Here is a 21,730-nt window from a genome sequence, read left to right as displayed (position 1 = left end):
CAGATGACGACAGACACACACGACGACACGACCGACGACGCGAGAACCGACGGCGGAACAGCGACGGCCGACGACGCGGGCTCGGAAACCCCCTCGATGTCCGGGCCGGCGACGGGTCGGGTCGCCCGCGCGAAAGTCGTCTTCTGGCGGGTGATGCAGAACCGCTTCGCGATGTTCGGCCTCGTCGTCGTCCTCCTGTTGCTGTTCACGGCGATCTTCGCCGACTTCATCGCCCCGTACGCGCCCGCCGAGCAGAACTACAGCGCGCTCAAACAGCCGCCGAGCCTCGCACACCCGTTCGGGACCGACCAGTACGGCCGTGACGTGTTCTCCCGCGTGGTGTACGGCTCCCGCTACGCCGTGTTCCTCGGCGTCGTCATCGTCGGGATCGAGATGCTGCTCGGCGTGACGCTGGGGCTGGTCGCCGGCTACTACGGCGGGCTGGTCGAGTCGACGATCATGCGGGTCGTCGACATCGCGCTGTCGATGCCCGCGCTCGTCCTCGCGCTCGCGATCGCCGGGATGCTCGGGGGTGGGCTGTTCCCCCTCATCGTCGCGGTCAGCCTCGTCGGCTGGCGCGGGTTCGCCCGGCTGGTCCGGGGGGACGTGAAGAGCGTCATGGAGGAGGAGTACATCGACTCCGCGGAGGCCGCCGGACTCAGCGACTTCCGGACCATCACGCGCTACGTCCTCCCCAACGCCGCGTCGAGCATCATCGTCTACGCCACGCTGACGATCCCGACGGTCATCCTCTGGAGCGCCGGGCTCTCCTTCCTCGGGATGGGCGTCCAGCCGCCGAAGCCGGAGTGGGGGGCGATCCTCGCGGCCGGCCGCGGGGAGATCGACTCCGCGTGGTGGATCGCGACGTTCCCCGGCCTCGCCATCATGGTGACGGTCATCGGCTTCAACGGGCTCGGCGACGGCCTCAGAGACGCCCTCGACCCACGACAGGTCCGCTAACAATGTCCGAACAACGAACCCCGATGGACCCGGCCGCCACACGTACCGACACCGAGCCGCTGCTCTCGATCGACGACCTCCAGGTCCACTTCAACACCGAAGGGGGGACCGTCGAGGCGCTCGACGGCGTCTCGCTCAGCATCGGCCACGACGAAGTGCTCGGCGTCATCGGCGAGAGCGGCTGTGGCAAGTCCGTCACCGCGCTCTCGACGATGGGGCTGTTGCAGTCGCCGCCGGCCGAGATCGTCGGCGGCTCGATCACCTACGACGGCACGGAGCTACTCGATCTCTCCGACGAGGAACTCAACGAGATCCGCGGCGACGAGATCACGATGATCTATCAGGATCCGATGTCGTCGCTGAACCCGGTGTTGACGATCGGCCGGCAGGTGAAGGAGCCGCTGCTCGCCCACCGCGACGTGAGCGAGGAGGCGGCCCACGAGCGCGCCGTCGAGATGCTCGAGTCGGTGGGGCTGGCCGACGCCGAGCGGCTGATGACCGAGTACCCCGACGCGCTCTCCGGCGGGATGCGCCAGCGCGTGGTGATCGCGATGGCGCTGATCACCGAGCCGAAACTGCTGATCGCCGACGAGCCGACGACCGCCCTCGACGTGACCATTCAGGCCCAGATCATGGACCTGCTGACCGACCTCCGCGAGGAGTTCGAGATGAGCGTGCTGTTCATCAGCCACGACCTCGCAGTGATCTCCGAGATCGCCGACCGGATCGGCGTGATGTACGCGGGCAACGTCGTCGAACAGTGCGACATGCGGACGCTGTTCGAGTCGCCGCTGCACCCATACACTCGGAAGCTGGCGGAGAGCATCCCGTCGCTGGAGGGCGAAACCGACCGTCTCCCCACCATCGAGGGGACGGTCCCCGAACTGATCGACCCGCCGTCTGGCTGTCGGTTCGCGGGGCGGTGTCCGCAGTACATCGGCGAGGTCTGTGACACGGTCGAACCGGAGCTGGAGACGCCGAGCCGGGTCGAGGGCGACCAGAAAGTCGCCTGCCACCTCTACGACGAGGAGCGCGAGGAGGACCCACCGTGGCCGGTCGGACCGACGGCCGACGGTGAGGCCGCCGGCGGCACGGACGACGCGGGCCGAACGGGGGTGGACGGCTCGTGAGCACCCACACGCCCGAACTCGCCGACGACGTGGCCCCGGACGACGGCCTGCTGGTCGCCGACGAGGTACGCAAGTACTTCCCCGTCACCGGCGGGATCCTCCGGCGCCGCGTCGGCGACGTGAAAGCCGTCGACGGCGTGAGCTTCAGCATGGAGCGCGGCGAGACGCTCGGGCTGGTCGGGGAGTCCGGCTGCGGGAAGTCGACGCTGGGCAAGACGCTGGTCCAACTCCACGACGCCACCGACGGCGAGATCTACTTCGACGGCGAGGAGATCACCGACGCCTCGAAAGGCCGGCTGCGGGAACTCAGACGGAACATCCAGATCATCTTCCAGGACCCCGGCTCGTCGCTGAACCCCCGGATGACGGTCGCCGACCTCATCACCGAGCCGATGCGGGCGCTGACCGACTGGGACCGCGAGAAGCGACGGGCCCGGCTGCAGGAGCTCGTCGACGAGGTCGACTTACAGGAGAACCACCTCGAGCGCGCGCCCCACGAGTTCTCCGGCGGCCAGCAACAGCGCATCGCCATCGCGCGGGCGCTGTCGGTGAACCCGAAACTGATCGTCGCCGACGAGCCCACGAGCGCGCTCGACGTGAGCGTGCAGGCGAAGATCCTGAACCTGATGGACGACCTGCAGGACACGTACGACCTCACGTACCTGTTCATCAGCCACGACCTGAGCGTCATCCGGCACATCTGCGACCGCGTCGCGGTGATGTACCTCGGCGAACTCGCCGAAGTCGCGCCCGCCGACGAGCTGTTCGCGGATCCCAAACACCCCTACACCCGCGCGCTGCTGTCGGGGCTGCCCCGGGCGTCGCCGGAGCCGATGACCGACCGGATCATCCTCGAAGGCGACGTACCGAGCCCGGAGGACCCGCCCTCCGGCTGTCGGTTCCACACGCGCTGTCAGGAGTACATCGGCGAGGTCTGCGAGACCGACGATCCGGAGCTCCGCGAACTGGCCGAGAATCACGTCTGCGCCTGTCACCACTACACGGACTGAGTCGGCGAGCGACGACGCCGGTCGTCGCCGCCGGCGTCCCGTGACCGACTCGGAGCGGCCGACGGGCGTGGTTTTGCCCGTTACCGTAACGTTATGTGGGGAAATTCGTTACTCGCCCCCATGGTACTCACTACCGTACCGACCGAGGAGTTCGAGGCTCGGATCGAGACCGTCCGCGACGAGCTGGCCGCGGGGAGCTACGACGCGCTCTGTCTGTTCTCCGGGACGAGCATCGAGTGGCTCTCGGGGTTCCACCACCTCCAGACCGAGCGCCCGGTCTGTCTGGCCGTCACGCAGGACGCCGTCGAGGTGACGGTGCCGCGGCTCGAAGCCGACCGCGCCGAGAGCGAGGCGTTCCCGCTGATCGAGCGCGTACACACCTACTTCGACTACCCCGGCGACGACGGCGGCGAGTACTACGTCAACCCCGGCCGGACCCCGGAGGACACCATCGCGCTGATGCTCGACGATCTCGGGGTCGAGTCGGTCGCCGCCGACGCCAACGGCGCGCCGGGGTTCTGGGGCTACTCGGGACCCAGCCTCGACGAACTCGCCGACGTCGAAGTCGACACCGGCGAGTGGATCACGGAGATGCGCAAGGAGAAATCGTCGGTGGAGTTCGACCTGATGCGTCACTCCGCAGAGTGGGGGAACCTCGCCCACCGGAAGCTGGCGGAGTACGCCGAGCCGGGGAAACACGAGCTCTGGGTGGCCAAACGCGCGAGCCTCGACGCCTCGATGTCGATGCTCGACGCGCTGGGCGACCGCTACGACTCCCACCTCCGGGGCGGGTTCCCCGCGAGCTGTGGGTTCCTCTCGGGGCCGAACACGGCGCTGCCCCACGGGCTGACGGAGAACCGCCGGCTGGCGGAGGGTGACGTGCTCGTCACCGGCGCCAGCGCCAACGTCGGCGGCTACAAGAGCGAACTCGAACGGACGATGTTCGTGGGCGAACCGACCGACGAGCAGCGCAACCGCTTCGAGATCATGCTCGAAGCCCAGACGATCGGGATCGAGGAGAGCGGCCCGGGCGTCCCCTGCTCGGCGGTCGATCAGGCGGTCCACGACTACATGCGCGAGCAGGGCGTGCTGGAGTACGCCCAGCACCACACCGGCCACAACCTCGGGATGGAGGCCCACGAGCGGGAGTTCATCGACCGCGGGAGCGACGAGGTGATGCAGCCGGGACACGCCTACTCGATCGAACCCGGCATCTACTACCCGGGCGAGGCGGGCTACCGGCACTCCGACACCATCCTGATCACCGAGGACGGCGTCGAGCAGATCACCTACTACCCGCGGGATCTGGAGTCGAACATCATCCGCTGGTAGCCGGCGTCAGTACTTGATCCCGAAGTCGACGATCGCCTCGTCGAACCCCTCGCCCCACTCCGCCGCGAACTCGTCGGTGTCGGCGGTCGCGTCGGCGTGCTCCCGGGCCGCCTCGTAGGCGTCCCACAGCCCCTCGATGGGGTCGCCGGGCTGATCAACGCGCATGTTGTGAGACAGCGCCGACTCGGGCGCGTTGACCAGCACCGCCGCGCTGAGGTTGTCGCCGCGCTTGTCGCCGCCCGCGTCCTCCCCGGCGGTCAAGGCGGTCAGGAGCCGCTCGGTCAGCGGCCCCTCGGCGTCGACGTACGCGTCGTGCATCTCGGTCACCACGGCCTCGCCGGCCAGCGTGTTCCCCGCCGCGGTGTGGGCATCGCCGACGACGTGGCCCGCCCAGTCGGTCGCCTTCTCGCCGGTGTAGGCGTACGTCTCCCCGTCGGCTTCCGTGCCGTGGAGCTGGGTCCCGCGGCTGCCGGGGCGGTTCTCCAGCACCGCCCTCGCGGCGCTCTCCAGTCCGATGTCCCGTGCCGCCATCTCCAACAGCGGCTCCCCGTAATCGGCGCCGGAGTCCCACGCCTGCGTCGCCAGCGCGACGTGTTCGCTCGCCCACGGGCAGACGGCGCCGACCGAGGGGAACACCGACGCGATAGCGACGCCGGTGGCACCGGTCGACGGGTCGGCGGCGGTGATCGAGAACGTCACGACGCTCCCCCTCTGTAGGCGGCTGGTACCATACCCCGGAGTTCGGTCGGGCGCGTATCACTCTTTGGTCCGGCAGTATCGACCTCGACGACTGGCTGGGCCGGCGACGATCGGCCGGCCGAGGCGACCGATCTCGCCAGCCCGGCGAGCCTCCTTTTCAAGTACGATCGGGCGACCACCCGTCCCGTGGTCTGACACTGGCCCGGAGCGTTGAGCGGTCGTGGGGTGTGTCGCTCCGGGTGGAAAGCACCCCCTGTTCGCTACCGGGGAGGTGAGTAGGAACCCTTACCTCCGCGAATCCGGTACGTCGTGGCAGTGGAGACCACGACCAAGTGGCTCGTCGCGGCCGCCGCGCTCGCCATCTTCCTACCGAGCGTGGTGGTCCTCGACAAGCCGGTTCTGGGCGCCGTCGCGGCCGCAACGGTGGTCTGGGCCGCCATCACACACAGCCGCGACGGGAGTCTCTCCGCGTTCCCGGTGCTGGTGGCCGGGGCGCTAGTCTGCATGGGTCTCCTGAGCGACGGCTACCTCATCCACGCGCTGGTCGGCGCGAACGTCGTGCTCTGGCTCGGGCGGAACGGCCTCCCGGAACTCCGAAGTTCCTAACCCCGTGTGGAGGCTCTGAGCGGGCATGTCCGATTCGACCGAGACGGCGAGCGACGAGGAGACACAGCGCCGTGAAGTGCTGATCGTCGGCGGCGGGATCGCCGGCCTGACCGCCGCGCTGTTTACCGCCCGCGCGGGGCTTGACACGTTGGTGTACGACGGCGGCGAGTCGATCCTGCGCCGGAACGCCCACTTGGAGAACTTCCCGGGGTTCCCCGCGGGCGTCAACCCCCGACTGTTCGCCGACATGCTCCACGCACAGGCGACGCGAAACGGCGTCGATCTGGTCGCCGGCCGGATCACGGAGCTCAGAGAGGCCGAAGACGACGGGTTCGTCGCGGTCGCCGAGGACGGCGACGAGGTTCGCGCCGACAGGGTGATCGCGGCCTCGTGGTCGAACACCGACTACCTCGACCCGGTCGACCCCGAGATCCGCTCGGCCGGCAGCAAGCAGTTCCTCGAGGACGACGAGGACGGCCGGACCAGCGTCGACGGGCTCTACGCGGCGGGCCGGCTCGCCGAGCGCTACCACCAGGCAGTCGTCGCGGCCGGCGACGGCGCCCGGACGGCGATCACGCTGATCCACGACTCCGACACGCCGTTCTACCACGACTGGGTCACGCCGGAGGGGTACTTCACCGACCGCGGCCGCGAGGTCCCGCCGGGCTGTGAGGAGATCGACGAGACCGAGCGCGCGGCTCGGCGGGCCGAGTCCCGCGCGGCGATGCGGGAGTACTTCGCCGAAGAGCACGAGGAACGCCAGCGGACCCACCCGAGCCTCGTCGACGACGAGAAGGGGCGGCTCGACGGGAAGTAATACCGATCACGGCGGGTGACCGGCGACCGACGCTATGTCGGTCGCACGGAGCCAATGCCGTGATCGTGTAGAGCCCAGTCGACGGCATACGAGCCGTCGTGGATAACTCAAACGGCTCTTTGTGGCTAGCCAACCCTTTACCGAGTTCCGCCGAGAGAGACGGGTATGCGAAGGAACCGACCGCTCGTCGCAGTCGGGATCGCGCTCCTGCTCGTGCTCGCGGGCTGTGCGGGCGGGGGGAACGCCGGCGACGGCGCCACGCAGGCGGCGCTGAGCGGCGACGAACCCGAGTACGAACAGGCCACCGGAACGCCCGCGGAGGCCGACGACGGGAGCACGACAGGCGAGCGGATGCGGATCTACACCGCCCGCCTCACCGTCCGCGTCGACGAGTTCGAGCCGAGCCGGTCGAACCTCTCGGCCGCCGTCGAGTCCCACGGCGGCTACGTGGGGAACTCGGAGATCACGGCGAACGAGTTCGACAACACGACCTACCGCAACGGGCAGTTCACCTACCGGGTGCCCGCGGAGAACTACACCGAGTTCCTCCAGACCGTTCGGAGCGAGGGCGCCGTCCTCCGCGAGGAGGAGAACGTCGACGACGTGACCGGGCAGCACGCCGACCTCGAAGCCCGGCTCTCGAACCTCCGTGCGGAGCGTGAACGCCTCCGCGAACTGTACGAGCAGGCCAACGACACCGAGGACGTGCTGGCGGTCCAGCGCGAACTCTCGGACGTGCAAGGCGAGATCGAGTCGATCGAGGCCCGGCTGGAGTCGCTGGAGAACCGCGTGGCCTACGCCACGGTGACCGTCGAACTCCGCGAGGAGCGCCCCGACGATCCGGTCGAGGAGGACCACTGGTACGACACCGGTGTCGTCGCCGCGTTCCTCGAATCGGTCGACGGCGCGGTCGTCGCGCTCCGGGCCGCGGTGGTCGGGATCGCGTACGCCCTGCCGTACCTCATCGCGTTCGGCGTGCCGCTGTTCGGCCTCGGGCTGGTGTTCAAGCGCTACGTCGTCGGTGACAGGTCGATACGTGGCGGCGGCAGGGAACCACCGGTCGAGGAAGGCGACGAATCGCCGGGCGACGCCGAAGAGTAGCCGCCCGCACTTCCGCTTGCCGAACGCTTTTCGCAGTGCCGGGAAACCTCGCGGGTGATGAGCGAGCTCCCGCTCGACGCGTACTACGACCTCACGCAGATCGGCGAGATCGCCGTCTCTCCCGACGGCGACCGCGCCGCGTTCACCACCAACGAGTCCGACCCCGACGCCGACGAGTCGGTGTCGTCGCTGTTCGTCGTCCCCACCGACGGCAGCCGCGATCCCCACCGACTGACCCGCGTCTCCGGCGCCAGTTCACCGACGTGGTCGCCCGACGGCGACCGCCTCGGCTTCCTTGCGGCCCGCGACGAGGACAGCGACCTCCGGGTCGGCCGCGACGAAGACGAGGAAGAGGAGGAAGACGACGAGGAAGCCGGACCGAACGGGGCAGGCGGCAACGGTGACGAGGAGCCGAAGTCCCAAGTATGGGTGTTCGACCTCGCGCTCGGCGGCGACGCCCGGCAAGTCACCGACTTCGCGGAGGGCGTCCGCGAGTTCGACTGGGCGCCCGACGGCGAGCGCGTCGTCGTCACCGCGCGCGACCCGACCGACGCCGAGTCGGCCTACCTCGAGGAGCGCCGCGACGGCGGTCCCGTCGAGACCGAGCGCATCCAGCACAAACTCGACGGCGCCGGCTACCTCGACACCGTCACCAGCTACCTGTTCGTGGTGGGCGAGGACGCGGTACTCGGCGACGACGCCGCGGATACCGACTCCGCACGGAAGCTCGAGGACGCCTACGGCCGCGGCGCGTTCGAGGGGCTGAGCGGGCTTCAGCCCGACTGGGGCGAAAGCGGCGAGATCGCGTTCGTCTCCTACCGCGGGGACGACCCAGACAGCACGCTCGAGACCGACGTGTTCACGGTATCGCCGGATGGAGGTGACGCGACTGCGGTCACCGAGGGCGGCCTGAACTGCAACAGTCCGACGTGGTCCCCCAGCGGGGAACGGCTCGCGTTCTCGGCGGGCGACGACGAGAACTGGTGTATCCCGACCGAAGCCCGCGTGTGGGAGGGCGAGGAGCACGTCTCGGTCACGGGCGACCTCGACCGCACGCTCGCTCGCGGCGCGTCGTTCGAGTGGGTCGACGACGAGACCTTCTACACGCTGGTCGGCGACGAAGCCCGGACGCGACTGGTTCGGTGCGACGCCGCCGACGCCGACTGGGAACGAACCTTCGAGGCACAGGGCGACGACCGCGCCGTGACGGGGCTGGCTATCGGCGGTGACACGGCGGCGATGGGGTTCGCTCACCCCAGCAAGGGGCACGATCCCTACGCGCTGCCCGTCGACGACCTCGCGGCCGACGAGGAACCCGACTCGCTCACGCGGCTGGCCGAGGTGAACGCCGAACTCACCGACGAGTACGAGATGCCCGAGGTCCGTCGCGTGACGTTCGAGAACGACGGCTGGGAGATCTCGGGCGTGCTGTACCACCCGCCGGAGTACGAGCCCGGCGAGTCAGATCCGGCGCCGACGGTGTGTGCGATCCACGGCGGGCCGGTGTCCTACGACGAGCCCACGTTCAGCTTCGCCCACGCGGCGCTCACCTCCCGCGGCTACCTGGTGTTCCGGCCGAACTACCGCGGCGGCTCCTCGTTCGGTCGGAAGTTCTGCGAGACGCTCCACGGCCAGTGGGGCACCGTCGAGGCCAGCGACATCGCGGCCGGGATCGAGTCGCTGGTCGACCGCGGCTGGACCGACCCCGATCGCGTGTTCGGCTACGGCTTCTCCTACGGCGGGATCGCACAGGGGTATCTGGTGACGCAGTACCCCGACCTGCTCACCGCCGCAGCGCCCGAGCACGGCATCTACGACCTGCGCTCGGCGTACGGCACGGACGACTCCCACATCTGGATGGAGAACGAGTACGGCTACCCGTGGGAGAACGCCGAGGCGATCGACGCCTCCTCCGCGATCACGGACATCGGGAACGTCGAGACGCCGCTGCTCGTCGCCGCAGGCGGGCAGGACTGGCGCTGCCCGCCGTCCCAGTCCGAACAGCTCTACGTCGCCGCCCAGCAGGCCGGCGCGGAGTGTCGACTGGTCGTCTACGAGGACGAACACCACAACATCGGCGACCCCGATCGTGCGATCCACCGACTGGAGGAGATCACGGCGTGGTACCGACGACACGACCCCGAGGTCACCGACCCCGACGCCGACGACCCCCACGGCCGGGAATCCGAGGAGTAGAGCGAAGTAGCCGGGGCCCCGAACAGGGGCCGTGGAGGTTCCCGACGACGCTCCCGAGAACTGTCCGGTCTGTGCCGCGGCGTACGACTCGGTCTCCCGGCACGCCGAGGGGCTGATGGTGTCGCTGCAGGAGACCGAACGCTACGGGCGGGTCTGCTTCGATCCCGTGACGGTCGACGGCGAGGCCCGGATCGACTTCTACCACCACACCCACGAACAGGCCTGACTCAGTTGTTCCGGCGGCGCCGGGCGGCCGCGAGTTCGTCGTCGCCGCGCTGGCCGTGCAGCGTCGGCGAGCCGAAGCCCGCGAGCAGCGCGAGGAACGTCAGCACCGCGAGCACCGAGAGCAGCGGCGTCGGCTGACGCAGCAGCGTCGCGCCGATCCCGTCGAGCGCGAGGAGGAAACCGTACACGGCGGCAGAGAGCGCGGAGATCAGGGCGCCGACGCCGTCGAACGCGCGCACGGCGTAGCCGAACGTCGCGGCCACGAACACGAACGGCAGCGGCGCGAACGAACGGAGCGCGAAGGAGAGGCTCGTCGCGAGCAGCACGAGCACGAAGAGGATCCCCAGAAACGGGACGAGCCGCAGGAGCGCCGCCCAGAACGACCAGTAGGTCACCGGCCGCTCGACGGTCAGCCAGCGATCCGCCCAGTCGGGGGCTCTCGACACGTCGGAGTGCTGGGCGAGCAGCGCCTAAAGCGTGACTGTCGTTCTACCCGTCGCCATTCTCGTCGACGATCACGACCTCGCCGTCCTCGACGCGGACGTTGATGAGCGTCTTGTAGTCGATCCGCCCGTCGAGTTCGTTCTCGCCGGCCTTCTTGATCACTGCCACCACGTCGGTCACGTCGGCGCCGATGCCGTCGAGCGCCTCGCAGATCGCCGAGAGCGTACCGCCCGTCGAGAGCACGTCGTCGATCACCAGCACGGAGTCGCCGGGCTGTACGTCGTTGATGTACATCTCCGACTCCGAGTAGCCGGTCTGCTGGGAGAGCGACACCTCGCCGTCCAGCCCGTACTCGCGCTTGCGGATCACCACGATCGGCACGTCGGTCATCAGCGAGAGCGCGGTGGAGATGTGGATCCCCATCGCCGCGGGGGTGACGATCTTGTCCACGTCCTCGAGTTCGACCTTCCGGCAGATCTTGATCACGATCTCTCGGAGCAGCCCCGGCTTCAGCGTCGGAACGCCGTCGCTGATCGGGTGGACGAAGTACTGGTACTCGCCTTTCTCGATGATCGGCGCTTCCAGAAGCGACCGGCGGAGTTGATCCATGTCGCCCGTTCCGCAGGTGGCCGGTAAAACGTGGCGGTCTGCGACGGGGGGTGGGGGCGAGTTGCACGGTCTGGGCCGCCACAGGCCGGCGTACCGGTCGCACGCCGACGGCCGACACCGGGAAGGGGGTGGCCGCCGAACGCCGAGTATGGAGCGTCACTACCTCTCGATGGGCTGGCGGGACGCGCTGTTCGCTCACTGGCCCGTCGACGCCGGGGTCGTCGACGACCGGCTCCCGGCCGGGATCACCGCCCGGACCCACGACGGCAGCGCGTGGCTGGGGATCATCGCGTTCGTGATGGAGGACATCCGGCCACGGGGGGTCCCGGCACCGCTCGGGCTCACCTTCGGCGAGGCGAACCTCCGGACGTACGTCGAGAGGCCCGAGGGCGGGGAGGGGATCTACTTCTTCAACCTCGACGCCGCCGACCGGCTGAGCGTCGGGATCGCCCGACAGTTCTACCAGCTCCCCTACTACACCGCCCACATGGAGATCGACCGGAGGGGCGAGTTCCCCGGCGAAACCGGCCCCCACGAGCGAACGGTCGATTTGACCAGCCACCGCGCCCACACCGGCGTTCCGGACGCCTACCTCGACGCTACCTACGGTCCCGCGGGCGAACGGTTCCGCCCCGAGGAGGGGACGCTCGAACAGTTCCTCGTCGAGAACTACCGGTTCTACCTCGCCGAGGGAGACGTGGGCGAGCGCGGGGACGGAACCGATCCGAGCCTCTTCTACGGCGACGTTTCCCACCCGCCGTGGGACGTCTACGAGGCGGACCTCGACCTCCGCTCGACGAACTTCTTCGAGGCAAACGGGTTCGAGCGCCCCGACACCGAGCCGCTGGCGCACTACTCGCCGGGCGTCCCGGTGCGGGCCGACCGGATCAGGAAAGTTGACTGATAAGCGAAATATCTGTAACTCCGAGGTTCATTCGGTAGACACGCCGATACTCGATATATCGGCCGCATCTGTGACATCCGGTAGACAAAAGGTGCTTCACGTGATGTTTGCGAAGAGATGCCAGACAGCTCGACGACGGACGGGCGCGAACAGGCGAAGCGGTTGGCGCAGCTCGCCGAAACCGATCCGGCGAGCGCGGTGACCCACTTACCCGATCTCCCGCCCCTGCTTGTCGCCGACGACGTGGAAACGAGAGTCGACGCGACGCGCGTGCTCGTTCCCCTCAGCATCGACTACCCCGAACAGCTACGCAGCATCAGCGACGCGATACTCGCACGGCTCGACGACGAGCACACGCTCGTGAGACAGAACATCCTCCTCACCATCTCGAATCTGGCCACGTGGTTTCCGCAGGACTTCGGGGACGGGACGGACCTGATGGTCGAATCGCTCAACGCCGACCAGTTCGACGAACGGGTCGCCGCGGGGTCGGCGCTGTCGAAGATCGCGTACTACCGGCCCGATCTGGTCACGCCGCGGGAGGAAGCCAAAGAGTACCTCGAGATGCGAATCGCGGTCGAGAACATCGACGAGGTCGAGATGTCCCACGGCGATTCGGAGATCTTCGACGGCGCGATCCAGGCGCTCGAAGGGGGCGACATGCCGAGCCGGGTGCTCGAGGACGACCTCGCGCCGACAGGGCTGCGGACGAAGATCAGCAAGCCGGCCCGCGCCGCGCTCACGGGCCTCCTGTGGGTCCCGCTCGCGATCGCGTCGGTGTTCTTCTGGGTCTACCGCGCGCTCAAGTACTTCCGATGGCTCGGGGTGAACAAGTACACGTCCGTCGGGAGGCTGATCGCGCTGACGCTGCGGACCGCGTACGGGCACCTGAAGCACGTGACGCTTCTCACACCGATTCAGCGGGCGCAGCTGTACGTCCGTCGGTCACCGATCGCGACGCCGACGGGGCTGCTCCCCTGGTTCGTCGGGAGGACGCCGACGAAAGTCGATCGGACGACACAAACGCCGCCGCTGCCGGATAACTGGGGCGCGATCGCCCGGTCGGTCCGACAGCGCGACGGCTACGAGTGCCGCAACTGCGGCGCCCTCGGTGGTCCCCGCGGTGGCTCGGCCGAACTGCACGTCGACCACGCGATGCCCCGGAGCAGGGGCGGCGCGGACCACCCGAAGAACCTCCGGACGCTCTGTCGCGGGTGTCACGAGGCGAGACACGGACGAAAATTCTCGAACCAATGACGACGAACTACTACGACCGACTCGGGATCGACGAGACGGCGACACAGGAAGAGATCGAGGCGGCGTGGAAACGCGCCGTCAAGGAGAAACACCCCGACCAGAGCGACGATCCCGACGCCCAACAGCAGTTCATTCGACTGAAGGAGGCGTACGAAGCCCTCTCGGACCCCGAAACGCGCCAGCGATACGACGAGTTAGGCCACGACGCGTTCGTCGGCGAGAGCGGCCACGAGTCGTCCTCCGAAACCGAGGAAGCGTATCAGCGCGATCGGTCGTCGGATCGATCCGGAAACGAAGGGGGCGTCGACTGGCGAGCCAACACGCGCGGACACGAGGCCGCAGAGCACGTCTGGGAACCGGGCTCCGGTCCGACGGCGGACACAGCGCCGCCGCACGACACCTCGGACGCCGAGACCTCGGAGCGCGTCGCCGCGTACGGGCTCTCCTTCGGCGTTCCGGCGGTGCTGACCTACATCCTCTTCTTCGGCGCGGAGGGAGGCACCACGGAGTACCTCGCGAGCGTCGGTGTGACGGGGGACCTCCTCCTGATCGCAGTGCTCCCGCTCTCGCTGCTCGCCGTGATCGTCTCCGAACGGCTGCTCGACACGGAGCGCCGTCTCTGGGAGAGCATCTCCGAGTTCGGTACCAACTGCGCGGCGTGGCTCCGGAGCGGGTGGTCGTCGGTGAGTGGAAGCGAGTGAGGAGCGGGGACGGACAGAGAAACTTCGACCGCACCGGCGACAGCACTGCCGACGACAGCCCGTCGGCTACACCGACGGTGTCTCGTGGAGGAACGACTGAACCTCCACAGTCCGGCCGTCGGGATCGTCAGCAAAGAACTGGTAAATCCGATACTGTTCGTTCTCGCGGGGCGTCTCGCGCGTCGCCTCCCCGAGTCGCTGATGGAGTTCGTCGACAGCCTCGGTCGTGTCGTAGACGAACGTCAGGATCCCCTCTGACTCCGTCTCCTCACCGTCACAGAAGCCAAAGCGGAACCCCTCGAAAGACAGGATCGTACAGCCCGGCTGTTCGAGCCACGTCTCGGCGCCGACGACCTCACGGTACCAGTCGACGACCGTTTCGCGGTTCTCGGTTCGGAAGAAGACGATGCCGCCGGTTCCCTCGGGAGGATCAGCGTCGGCCATACCCCGACTGCTCGCCGGCGGGGCATAAATCCGGGCGGCGTCGCCGAGGGAGTCAGTCCCCGCGGGGGGTGCGGTGCCAGCGACAACTGTCAGTCGCCGCGCGGCACCGCGTACGCGCCGAGGAGGAAGAACACCGCCGCGAGCACCGCGAGAACGCCCAGATTCACCAGGGCGAGCGTCGTCGGATCGGTCGCGCCCACGACGGGGATCGAGACGCGCTCGTAGGTCAGATAGCGCACGCCGCGGGCGAAGTACGTCAGCGGCGAGAGGTTTGTGATCGGCCGGAACCACGCCGGCAGTAGCTCCGGGGTGACGAACGTCTCCGAGAGGAACAGCAGCGGGAGTGCCACGGAGTTGCTCGCGGCGATGACGCCGTCCTGTGAGTCCGCCAGCCGGCCGAGGATCGCCCCCAGCCCGCAGAACAGCGCCACGCCGAGCGCGACGAACGGGATCAGCAGCAGCAGGTGCGGGCCGACGGCGATCTCGGCGTCGACGAGCGCGACCACGAGCCCGAAGATCAGCAGCGAGGCGGCGCCGATCACGAACACGTTCACGAGGGTGTGCGCGAGCAGCCACTCCCAGCGGCGCAGCGGCGTCGTCGCCAGCTTCTCGAAGCGGCTCCCCTCGCGGTGGCGCGCGAACTCGCTGCCGACCCGCGACAGCGGCGTGAACAGCACGACGACGGCGAGGTAGCCGGGGAGGTAGTAGCCCGGCGGCTCCGCGAACAGTCCGCCGCCGGTAGGCTGGGTGCCCACGAGCACGCCGAAGATCAGCACGATGATCACCGGGAAGAAGAACGTGAAGAAGACGGCCGTCCGTCGACGCAGGAACGCCTTTGCACCCGCGCGGCACTCGCTGCCGATCCGACCGAGGCGGCTCATCGCTCCACCTCCGCGTCGGCGGGCGCCTTCGTGGGGCCTGCGACGCCGCTCTCACGGAACGACTCGCCCGTGAGTTCGAGGTACACGTCCTCCAGCGTCGGTTCCGTCCAGGTGAACGACTCGTAGGCGATCCCAGCGGCCGCGAGCGCGTCGACCGCGTCGTCGATATCCGCGGCGTCCACGTCGTGGAGGGTGAGCCGGCCGGCGGAGGCCTCGACGCGGAATCCGCGATCCGCGAGCAGGTCGGCGTCGGCCTCGGTCCGGATCTCGAGCCGCGACTCGCCGCCGTGTTCCGCGATCAGCGCGGCCGGCGACCCCTCGGCCACGACTTCGCCGTCGGCCAGCATCGCCACCCGGTCGGCGAGCCGTTCGACCTCGTCCATCGAGTGACTGGTGAGGACGACCGTCGTCCCCGCCGCCGCGAGCTTCTCGATCAGCGTCCACAGGTCCCGGCGGCCCGCGGGGTCGATCCCGGTGGTCGGCTCGTCGAGGAACAGCACGTCCGGGTCGTTGACGAGCGTGATCCCCACGCAGGCCCGGCGCTGCTGGCCGCCGGAGAGCTCCTCGTACCACGTGTCCGCCGAGTCCTCGAGGCCGACCTCGGCGATTACCGACGACACGTCGCGGGCCTCGTCGTAGAGCTCGGCGTAGTAGCCCAGCAGCTCCCGGACGGTGAGGCGCTCGGGCGGCGAGAACGACTGCGGGAGCAGCCCGATCCGGGATCGATCGACGGACTCGGGCGAGCTACCGAGCAGCGACACCTCGCCCTCGTACTCGGTCGTGCCGGTGAGACAGCGCACGAGCGAGGTCTTCCCCGCACCGTTGGGACCGATGAGTCCGAACACCGTCCCGGCAGGCACCGAGAGCGAGACGCCGTCGACGGCGACGAGGTCGCCGTAGCGTTTGGTCACGTCGTCAGCGACGACTGCCGCGTCCATGGTCGGGATGGGCCACGGCGGGAGGAAAAGCGTTCGTTCTCGTCGGACGCGTCAGACCGCGTCGGGGGAGCCGGTCGACAGCGTGAGTCCGGCCGGCGTCGGCGTCGGGTAGTCGGCCACGGCGCTCCGCGTGGCGGCGGACTCCAGCGACTCGGCCAGCCACGACTGCGTCAGCGTCAGCGAGCCGGTGCGCCAGCGCCGGAGCAGGATCGCCGCCGAGAGTCCCCCACGTCCCCACGCGTACACGCCGCCGACGACCGCCGCCGGGAGCTCTCCGAGTCCCATCGCGGCGAGGAACTCGATCCCCCCGATCCACGTCGGCGCGAGCAGCACGACCGAGGCCACGAGCAGCAGATCGCCGGTTGCGCCCGTGTACCCATCGCTTACCGTCATTCACTCGTGCCGACGTAGCTCTCGGTTATAAATGTTTTGTGGGGGATATCAGTAGAGATACTGGCCGCGACGGCGACGGGGTCAGCACTCAGCCCAGAAACGGCGCCGGGAGGTAGAGCAGCAGGCAGGCCGCGCCGGTCCAGCGGCCGACCTCGTCTCGGCGGTAGAACACACCCGCCACCGCCGCCGAGACGGCGAGCATGTACCCCACCGAGAGCAGCGTCGCGTCGAGGCTCTCGACGGCAACCGGGGCGACCGCTGCGCCGACGCCCAGCGAGAACAGCGGGTCGGTGATGTTCGAGCCGAACAGCGTGCCGACCGCGATCCCGCCCCGGTCGCGCCGGACCGCCAGCGCGGCCACGACGATCTCCGGCGTCGTCGTCCCGAGGCCGGTTATCAGCCCGAGCAGGTACGTCGGCACGCCGACCGAGACGGCGACGCCGCGAGCGCCCGTCACGAGCAGGTGGCCGCCGGCGACCACCAGCACGATCCCGACGGCCGCCCAGAGCAGCGGGCGGTCGATCGCGTCCGACTCCGAGAGCCGCGACGCGACGCTGCCGTGGTCGGTGTACGCGTAGCGTACGGCGACGAACCCCAGATACCCCAGCGCCATCAGCACGCCCTGCAGGCGAGTGACCCTCCCCGAGGAGACCGCCAGCAGCATCACCCCCATCGCGACCACCATCCCGGCGCCGTAGGTGGCTACCTCGTTCCGCGTCGCCGACAGCGGCGCCAGCAGCGCCACGACGCCGACGCCGAGCGTGATCTGGGAGGTGGCGGAGCCGACGACGTGGCCGACGACCAGCGAGCCCTGCCCGTAGGCGGCGCCGTAGACCGCGGTCGCGATCTCGGGCAACGAGCTCCCGATCGCGACCAGCGTGACGCCGACGAAGAACGTCGAGACGCCCCGTTCACGGGCGATCGTCGACGCCCCCTGTACGGTTCGGTCGCTTCCGAAGACGAGCATGCCGATCCCGACCACGAGCGCGAGCGTGTCCTGCACGCAGTTCGGGCGTCGCCCTCACGGGGGAAGGGGTTAGCGGTCCGCGAGCGGGGTGTCCGGGGAACGCTCACACCCCCCACCTGCCACCGTGGAAAGAGTTAGGGGTCGAGAGACACAGTTTCGAATGTGACCGACGTAATCGTCGTCGGCGGTGGTCCCGCCGGCCTGAGCGCTGCACTGTTCACCGAGAAGAACGGCCTCGAAACCACGGTGTTCGACACCGACGAGACGTGGATGCACAAGGCCCACCTGTTCAACTACCCCGGCGTTGGGTCGCAGGACGGGACGGCCTTTCTCGACACGCTGCGCACACAGGTCGACAGCTTCGGCGTCGACCGGAAGCAGGGCGTCGAGGTGACCGACGTGGCGGCGACCGACGACGGGTTCGCCGTGACGACCGAGGAGGGCGAGCACGAGGCGCCGTACGTGGTGCTCGCGACCGGCGCGAACCGCGACCTCGCGGAGGAACTGGGCTGTGCGCTCACCGACGAGGGCGTCGTCGACGCCGATGTGACGATGGAGACCAGCGTGGAGGACGCCTACGCGACGGGCGCGATGGTCCGCGCCGAGGAGTGGCAGGCGGTAATCGCCGCGGGCGACGGCGCGGCCGCCGCGCTCAACATCCTCAGCAAGGAGAAGGGCGAGCACTACCACGACTTCGACGTGCCCGCCGACGCCGACTCGACGTTCGGCGGGATGGTCGACGAGGCGTAGCTACCAGTCGCAGACGCCGTCTCCAGCAGTTCTACCACTCCGCCGGCGTTACCGACCGCGTCTCTTCTTCGCCGCAGGTGTCGAGCGAGTCCGCACCGAGTTCGCAGTAGCCCGTCCTGTCCCGATGCTCACCACGGAGTCGCTGAACGGCGATTTGGTGCGCTCCCGACCCCGAGCCAGTCGAGGGACGGGGCAGCCTCTATCGGCGACGGTTACGAGCAGTCCGTCCGTCGGAACTGCGAGAGGCAGTCGAAGTCGGCCCCACAGTCCGCACACTCCCACTGTTCGGTCACGGCGTGGCCGCCGACGTCTTTCGGCCAGTCAGTCATCGTCCCCACTCGGCACGCTCGGCTGTTGAACGTTCCGGCGCCCGGGCCGGCTGATCCGTCGGCCAGAGTGGAGGGGAGTGGAAGCGGCCGACACAGTTCTTCGGCTCACCGGCCCAGCCGGTCGCCGATCGACGCGTAGCCGGCACGCTGGGTGAGGTAGTAGTACGCTGCCCCGACCACGGCGAGGAGCGCCAGCAGCAGTAGCAGCGGGGAGGCGGGCCCGCTCTGGGTGGGCGACGCCGGCGTCGCGGTCGCCGTCGGCGTCGGGCCGGTCACGGAGAGGGTGCCGGCGACGGTGCCGGCGACCACCGCGTCGAACTCGCCCGTCCGGGTCGGTTCGACGGCGAAGCTGAGCGTGCGGCGCTCGCCCGCGGGGACGGTGACGGTCCGGTTCTCGATCGTCTCGTTCCCGAGGCGGAACGCGATCGTTCGAGTCACGTCGGAGCTACCGGTGTTCTCGACGGTCACCGTCGCCATCGCGGTGTCGCCGAGTTGGATCTCGTTCTCTCGCAGTGTGGCGCGCTCGACGGAGAAGTTGGTCTGCCGGACGCCGACGGCGAACGTCGAGAGCGTCGGGCTGTGGACGCGGTAGTGGTAGCGGTCGCCGTCGTGGTCGACCACCTGCGGGTCGTGTGCCGTCCAGTTCCCGTCGTCGTAGCGATAGAGGGTGAGCGCGTCGGGGTGGGAGCCGTTCAGGAGTCCCGGACGGACGCTGAACTCGAACGTCGCACCCGCGACGTTCTCGTCGTCGATGGTGTGGTTGACTGCCCAGTAGGCGAGCGGCTCGGTGGCCCGCGTCCGGTTCACCGGCGTCACCCCGGTCGGCGCGCTCGCGTTCCCGTCGACGGTCACCTCGAACGCGCCGTCGCGGGTGGGGAGGACGGTCATCCGTTCGACCGTGACGCCCCACCGTTCGCTGACTTCGCCAGCCGGGATCGACAGCGCGACCGAACTCCCCGCCGTCGCGTGCGAGACGTTGACATCGACGGTGCTGCCGTCGACACGCGTCACGACCGTGGTCCCCTCGTCGACGACGATCACCTCGGTGTCCCCGCCGTCGGAGGCGTCGTCAGTTTCGGTCGGTGCCGGTGTCTGTGTAGCGGTCGGGGCCGGCTCGGAAGTCGAGGTCGGCGTCGGGGTCGGATCCGAAGTCGACGTGCTCGTCGAACCCGAATCGGCCTCCTCGACGGTGGCCGTCAGCGTGTCGGTCGCGATGTTACCGACGCCGTCGGTGACCGTGAGCGTGACCGTGTACGTTCCCGGCTCGTCGTACACGTGTGTCACCGACCTGCCCGTGGCGGTCGTCCCGTCGCCGAACTCCCAACTGTACTGCTCGATGCCGGTCAGGTCGGTCGAGCCGTCGCCGTCGAAGGTGACGCTGGTCCCGGTGGTGGGGTTCACGTCCGGCCCCGCGTCGGCGGCCGGCGGCGTGGTGTCGACGACCAGCGATCCCGTGGCTGCCGCCCCGTCGTTGCCGTACTGGTTCGTCGCGGTGACCTCGATCGACTGGCTCCCGTCCTCGGGAACGGCGCTGGCGTCGACGGTGAAGTTCGCCGCGTACGTCCAGCCGCTCGTGTGCGCCAGCGTGACCTCGCCCGCGCCGAACGGGCTCGCGTCGGCGACGACGGTGACGTTCGACGGGTCGGTGTCCGGGACGTCGGCGCTGACTGCGACCGTGTGGTTCCCGCCGACTGCGCCGTCGTCGTCGGTCAGGTCCTCGATCGTCGCGTTCTCGACGGTCGGGCCCGCGGTCTCGATCACGACGCTGCGCTGCTGATCCTGCGCGCCGTCGTTCCCGTCGGGACCGACGGCTGCCTCGAGGGTCGCCGTGTACTCGCCGTCGATGTCGGCGGTGTACGTCGCGACGTAGGTGTACGGCCCGCTTCCGGACTCCCCGAAGTCGGCCCGTGTGAGCGTGGTCGGGTCGGGGCCGGAGACGTTGACGCTGATGGTCTCCAGCCGCTTGTCCGCCGTGATCGAGACGTTGATCTCGCGGCCGGCGGGGTTCGTGACGTTGTAGTCGGTGATCTCCGGCGCGGCCAGCCCGGGACTCATCGCGACGCCGGCGGACTGTGCCCCCTCGATGGTGCCGCCGTTCGCGCCCTGAATCTGCTCGTGCTGGCCGTCGAGCGTGGTGTACGCGAGCTTGTTGTTCGTGTCGAGGTAGAGGAGCTCCAGCGACGACCCGCCGGTCCAGTTGGCCGCGGTGATGGGCGCCTGCGCTGCCGACACCTCCTTGATCTTCTCGATGTTCCCTTGGTCGTCGATCAGGGCGATGTTGTTCGATCCGGTGACGAGCGTGATCCGCGCGACACCGTCGCCGTCGACGTCGGAGACGCCGCCGAGCCCGTACCCGCCGCTGTTCGATCCGATGCTGGAGTAGCCCGTGGTCTCCACGGTGTCGCCGTCGAGGTACTTGACGGTGCTCGAACCCCCCGTGAAGCCGAGCTCCGGCTGGCCGTCGCCGTCCAGATCACCGACGCCCGCGACGGCGTTCGCATCGATGCCCGCGTCGCCGCTCGACGTCGTTTGCGTCACGCGTGTCGGGCTTCCCGGGTCGGCCCCGGTCTCCACCTTGTAGATGTGGCCCGAATCGCTGGTGTTCGGGTAGAACACCGCCGCCGTGCCGTCGTCGTCGAGGTCGCCGACCGCGATCGCGGACGCCGAGGTCGGCGCGTTCTCGGCGAGCGTCGTCGTGGTCCCGTCGGGCTCCGCGAGCTTGAGCGTCCCCCCCGAATCGACGAACGGAGTCTCGAGGACAGTGTCGCCGTCCAGATCGATGGTCCGACCGGTGATCGTCGCATCGACGCCGGTCTCGTGTGTCGTCCCGTCCTGCTCGACGGCGACGAGCTGTCCGTTGCTCCCCACGACGACCGCGTGGACGTCCGTCGGGCCGGACGACGCGGTGCTCCCGACGGCGGCGAGCGGCCCCGCGACCGCCGCGACGAGCAGCACGAACACGAACAGCGTAGCTCCGAGTCCAGCGTGTCGCACGAATTGTTTGCAGTAACGAACTTCACGCTGATAAGCGTGTTCG

22 protein-coding genes are annotated in these 21,730 nt (G+C 69.0%); 13 read left to right on the top strand and 9 right to left on the bottom strand.

What is annotated here, in order from left to right; translation table 11 throughout:
* Window positions 1-3: 3 nt before the first annotated feature.
* The 4 genes from ACYQZ5_RS05410 (at window position 4) to ACYQZ5_RS05395 (ending at window position 4,432) form a co-directional block, all read left to right on the top strand.
* Window positions 4-960 carry an ABC transporter permease gene (locus ACYQZ5_RS05410; RefSeq protein ID WP_379730647.1) on the top strand — a complete coding sequence of 319 codons (957 nt, stop codon included), beginning with the start codon at window positions 4-6 and terminating at the stop codon, window positions 958-960.
* Window positions 961-962: 2 nt separating this feature from the next.
* On the top strand, window positions 963-2,090 hold the full coding sequence (locus ACYQZ5_RS05405; protein ID WP_459845410.1) for an ABC transporter ATP-binding protein: 1,128 nt from the start codon (window positions 963-965) through the stop codon (window positions 2,088-2,090).
* Entirely contained in the window at window positions 2,087-3,100 is a 1,014-nt protein-coding gene (locus tag ACYQZ5_RS05400; RefSeq protein WP_379730645.1) for an ABC transporter ATP-binding protein, read from the top strand. The genes ACYQZ5_RS05405 and ACYQZ5_RS05400 overlap by 4 nt, the downstream gene beginning before the upstream one ends.
* A 120-nt stretch (window positions 3,101-3,220) precedes the next feature.
* The gene (locus ACYQZ5_RS05395) at window positions 3,221-4,432 is read left to right on the top strand and encodes a M24 family metallopeptidase (RefSeq protein ID WP_379730644.1); all 1,212 of its coding nucleotides are present in this window, start codon (window positions 3,221-3,223) and stop codon (window positions 4,430-4,432) included.
* A 6-nt stretch (window positions 4,433-4,438) separates the two neighbouring features.
* Here ACYQZ5_RS05395 and ACYQZ5_RS05390 read toward each other — a convergent pair whose 3' ends face one another.
* On the bottom strand, window positions 4,439-5,131 hold the full coding sequence (locus tag ACYQZ5_RS05390; protein ID WP_459845408.1) for a DUF1028 domain-containing protein: 693 nt from the start codon (window positions 5,129-5,131) through the stop codon (window positions 4,439-4,441).
* A 315-nt stretch (window positions 5,132-5,446) separates the two neighbouring features.
* Between ACYQZ5_RS05390 and ACYQZ5_RS05385 the strand changes: the two genes are divergently transcribed.
* The 5 genes from ACYQZ5_RS05385 to ACYQZ5_RS05365 all read left to right on the top strand — a co-directional run bounded on the left by ACYQZ5_RS05385 (window position 5,447) and on the right by ACYQZ5_RS05365 (window position 10,077).
* Window positions 5,447-5,737, top strand: a complete 291-nt coding sequence (locus tag ACYQZ5_RS05385; protein ID WP_379730830.1) for a hypothetical protein — start codon at window positions 5,447-5,449, stop codon at window positions 5,735-5,737.
* 25 nt (window positions 5,738-5,762) lie between these two features.
* Window positions 5,763-6,554, top strand: a complete 792-nt coding sequence (locus ACYQZ5_RS05380; RefSeq protein ID WP_379730829.1) for an NAD(P)/FAD-dependent oxidoreductase — start codon at window positions 5,763-5,765, stop codon at window positions 6,552-6,554.
* Window positions 6,555-6,719: 165 nt separating this feature from the next.
* A complete protein-coding gene (locus ACYQZ5_RS05375; RefSeq protein WP_379730828.1) occupies window positions 6,720-7,655 on the top strand; it encodes a DUF4349 domain-containing protein in 936 nt (311 codons plus the stop codon).
* 57 nt (window positions 7,656-7,712) lie between these two features.
* Window positions 7,713-9,851, top strand: coding sequence for an alpha/beta hydrolase family protein (locus ACYQZ5_RS05370; RefSeq protein WP_379730827.1), 2,139 nt, complete (start codon window positions 7,713-7,715; stop codon window positions 9,849-9,851).
* A 31-nt stretch (window positions 9,852-9,882) separates the two neighbouring features.
* Window positions 9,883-10,077 (top strand): DUF8145 family protein, encoded by a 195-nt coding sequence (locus ACYQZ5_RS05365; RefSeq protein ID WP_379730826.1) that lies wholly within the window; start codon window positions 9,883-9,885, stop codon window positions 10,075-10,077.
* 1 nt (window position 10,078) lies between these two features.
* Here the strand turns inward: ACYQZ5_RS05365 and ACYQZ5_RS05360 are convergent, their stop codons facing one another.
* Both ACYQZ5_RS05360 and hpt read right to left on the bottom strand, forming a co-directional pair.
* Complete coding sequence (locus ACYQZ5_RS05360; protein WP_459845405.1) at window positions 10,079-10,522, bottom strand: hypothetical protein; 444 nt, start codon at window positions 10,520-10,522, stop codon at window positions 10,079-10,081.
* Window positions 10,523-10,565: 43 nt separating this feature from the next.
* Entirely contained in the window at window positions 10,566-11,129 is a 564-nt protein-coding gene (gene hpt / locus ACYQZ5_RS05355) for a hypoxanthine/guanine phosphoribosyltransferase (protein ID WP_379730824.1), read from the bottom strand.
* Between the two features lie 148 nt (window positions 11,130-11,277).
* Between hpt and ACYQZ5_RS05350 the strand changes: the two genes are divergently transcribed.
* The 3 genes from ACYQZ5_RS05350 (at window position 11,278) to ACYQZ5_RS05340 (ending at window position 13,991) form a co-directional block, all read left to right on the top strand.
* On the top strand, window positions 11,278-12,033 hold the full coding sequence (locus ACYQZ5_RS05350; protein WP_379730823.1) for a YqjF family protein: 756 nt from the start codon (window positions 11,278-11,280) through the stop codon (window positions 12,031-12,033).
* A 117-nt stretch (window positions 12,034-12,150) separates the two neighbouring features.
* Complete coding sequence (locus ACYQZ5_RS05345) at window positions 12,151-13,290, top strand: HNH endonuclease (protein ID WP_379730822.1); 1,140 nt, start codon at window positions 12,151-12,153, stop codon at window positions 13,288-13,290.
* Entirely contained in the window at window positions 13,287-13,991 is a 705-nt protein-coding gene (locus tag ACYQZ5_RS05340) for a DnaJ domain-containing protein (protein WP_379730821.1), read from the top strand. The genes ACYQZ5_RS05345 and ACYQZ5_RS05340 overlap by 4 nt, the downstream gene beginning before the upstream one ends.
* 66 nt (window positions 13,992-14,057) lie before the next feature.
* On the opposite strand, the gene ACYQZ5_RS05335 is transcribed toward ACYQZ5_RS05340, so the two are convergent.
* From ACYQZ5_RS05335 to ACYQZ5_RS05315, 5 genes are all read right to left on the bottom strand, one after another.
* A complete protein-coding gene (locus ACYQZ5_RS05335) occupies window positions 14,058-14,435 on the bottom strand; it encodes a VOC family protein (protein ID WP_379730820.1) in 378 nt (125 codons plus the stop codon).
* Between the two features lie 89 nt (window positions 14,436-14,524).
* Window positions 14,525-15,316, bottom strand: a complete 792-nt coding sequence (locus ACYQZ5_RS05330; RefSeq protein WP_379730819.1) for an ABC transporter permease — start codon at window positions 15,314-15,316, stop codon at window positions 14,525-14,527.
* Window positions 15,313-16,254 (bottom strand): ABC transporter ATP-binding protein, encoded by a 942-nt coding sequence (locus tag ACYQZ5_RS05325; protein WP_459845400.1) that lies wholly within the window; start codon window positions 16,252-16,254, stop codon window positions 15,313-15,315. Before ACYQZ5_RS05325 ends, ACYQZ5_RS05330 begins: the two co-directional genes overlap by 4 nt.
* A 51-nt stretch (window positions 16,255-16,305) precedes the next feature.
* Window positions 16,306-16,647, bottom strand: coding sequence for a hypothetical protein (locus tag ACYQZ5_RS05320; RefSeq protein WP_379732832.1), 342 nt, complete (start codon window positions 16,645-16,647; stop codon window positions 16,306-16,308).
* A gap of 88 nt (window positions 16,648-16,735) precedes the next feature.
* On the bottom strand, window positions 16,736-17,650 hold the full coding sequence (locus tag ACYQZ5_RS05315) for a sodium:calcium antiporter (RefSeq protein ID WP_459845398.1): 915 nt from the start codon (window positions 17,648-17,650) through the stop codon (window positions 16,736-16,738).
* A gap of 126 nt (window positions 17,651-17,776) precedes the next feature.
* On the opposite strand from ACYQZ5_RS05315, the gene ACYQZ5_RS05310 reads away from it, so the two are divergent.
* A complete protein-coding gene (locus tag ACYQZ5_RS05310; RefSeq protein ID WP_379732632.1) occupies window positions 17,777-18,364 on the top strand; it encodes an NAD(P)/FAD-dependent oxidoreductase in 588 nt (195 codons plus the stop codon).
* Window positions 18,365-18,798: 434 nt separating this feature from the next.
* Here ACYQZ5_RS05310 and ACYQZ5_RS05305 read toward each other — a convergent pair whose 3' ends face one another.
* A complete protein-coding gene (locus ACYQZ5_RS05305) occupies window positions 18,799-21,687 on the bottom strand; it encodes a PKD domain-containing protein (RefSeq protein WP_379818058.1) in 2,889 nt (962 codons plus the stop codon).
* Window positions 21,688-21,730 lie beyond the last annotated feature (43 nt).

The organism is Halolamina salina (assembly GCF_054653455.1).
This window is presented reverse-complemented; position numbering and strand designations above follow the sequence as displayed.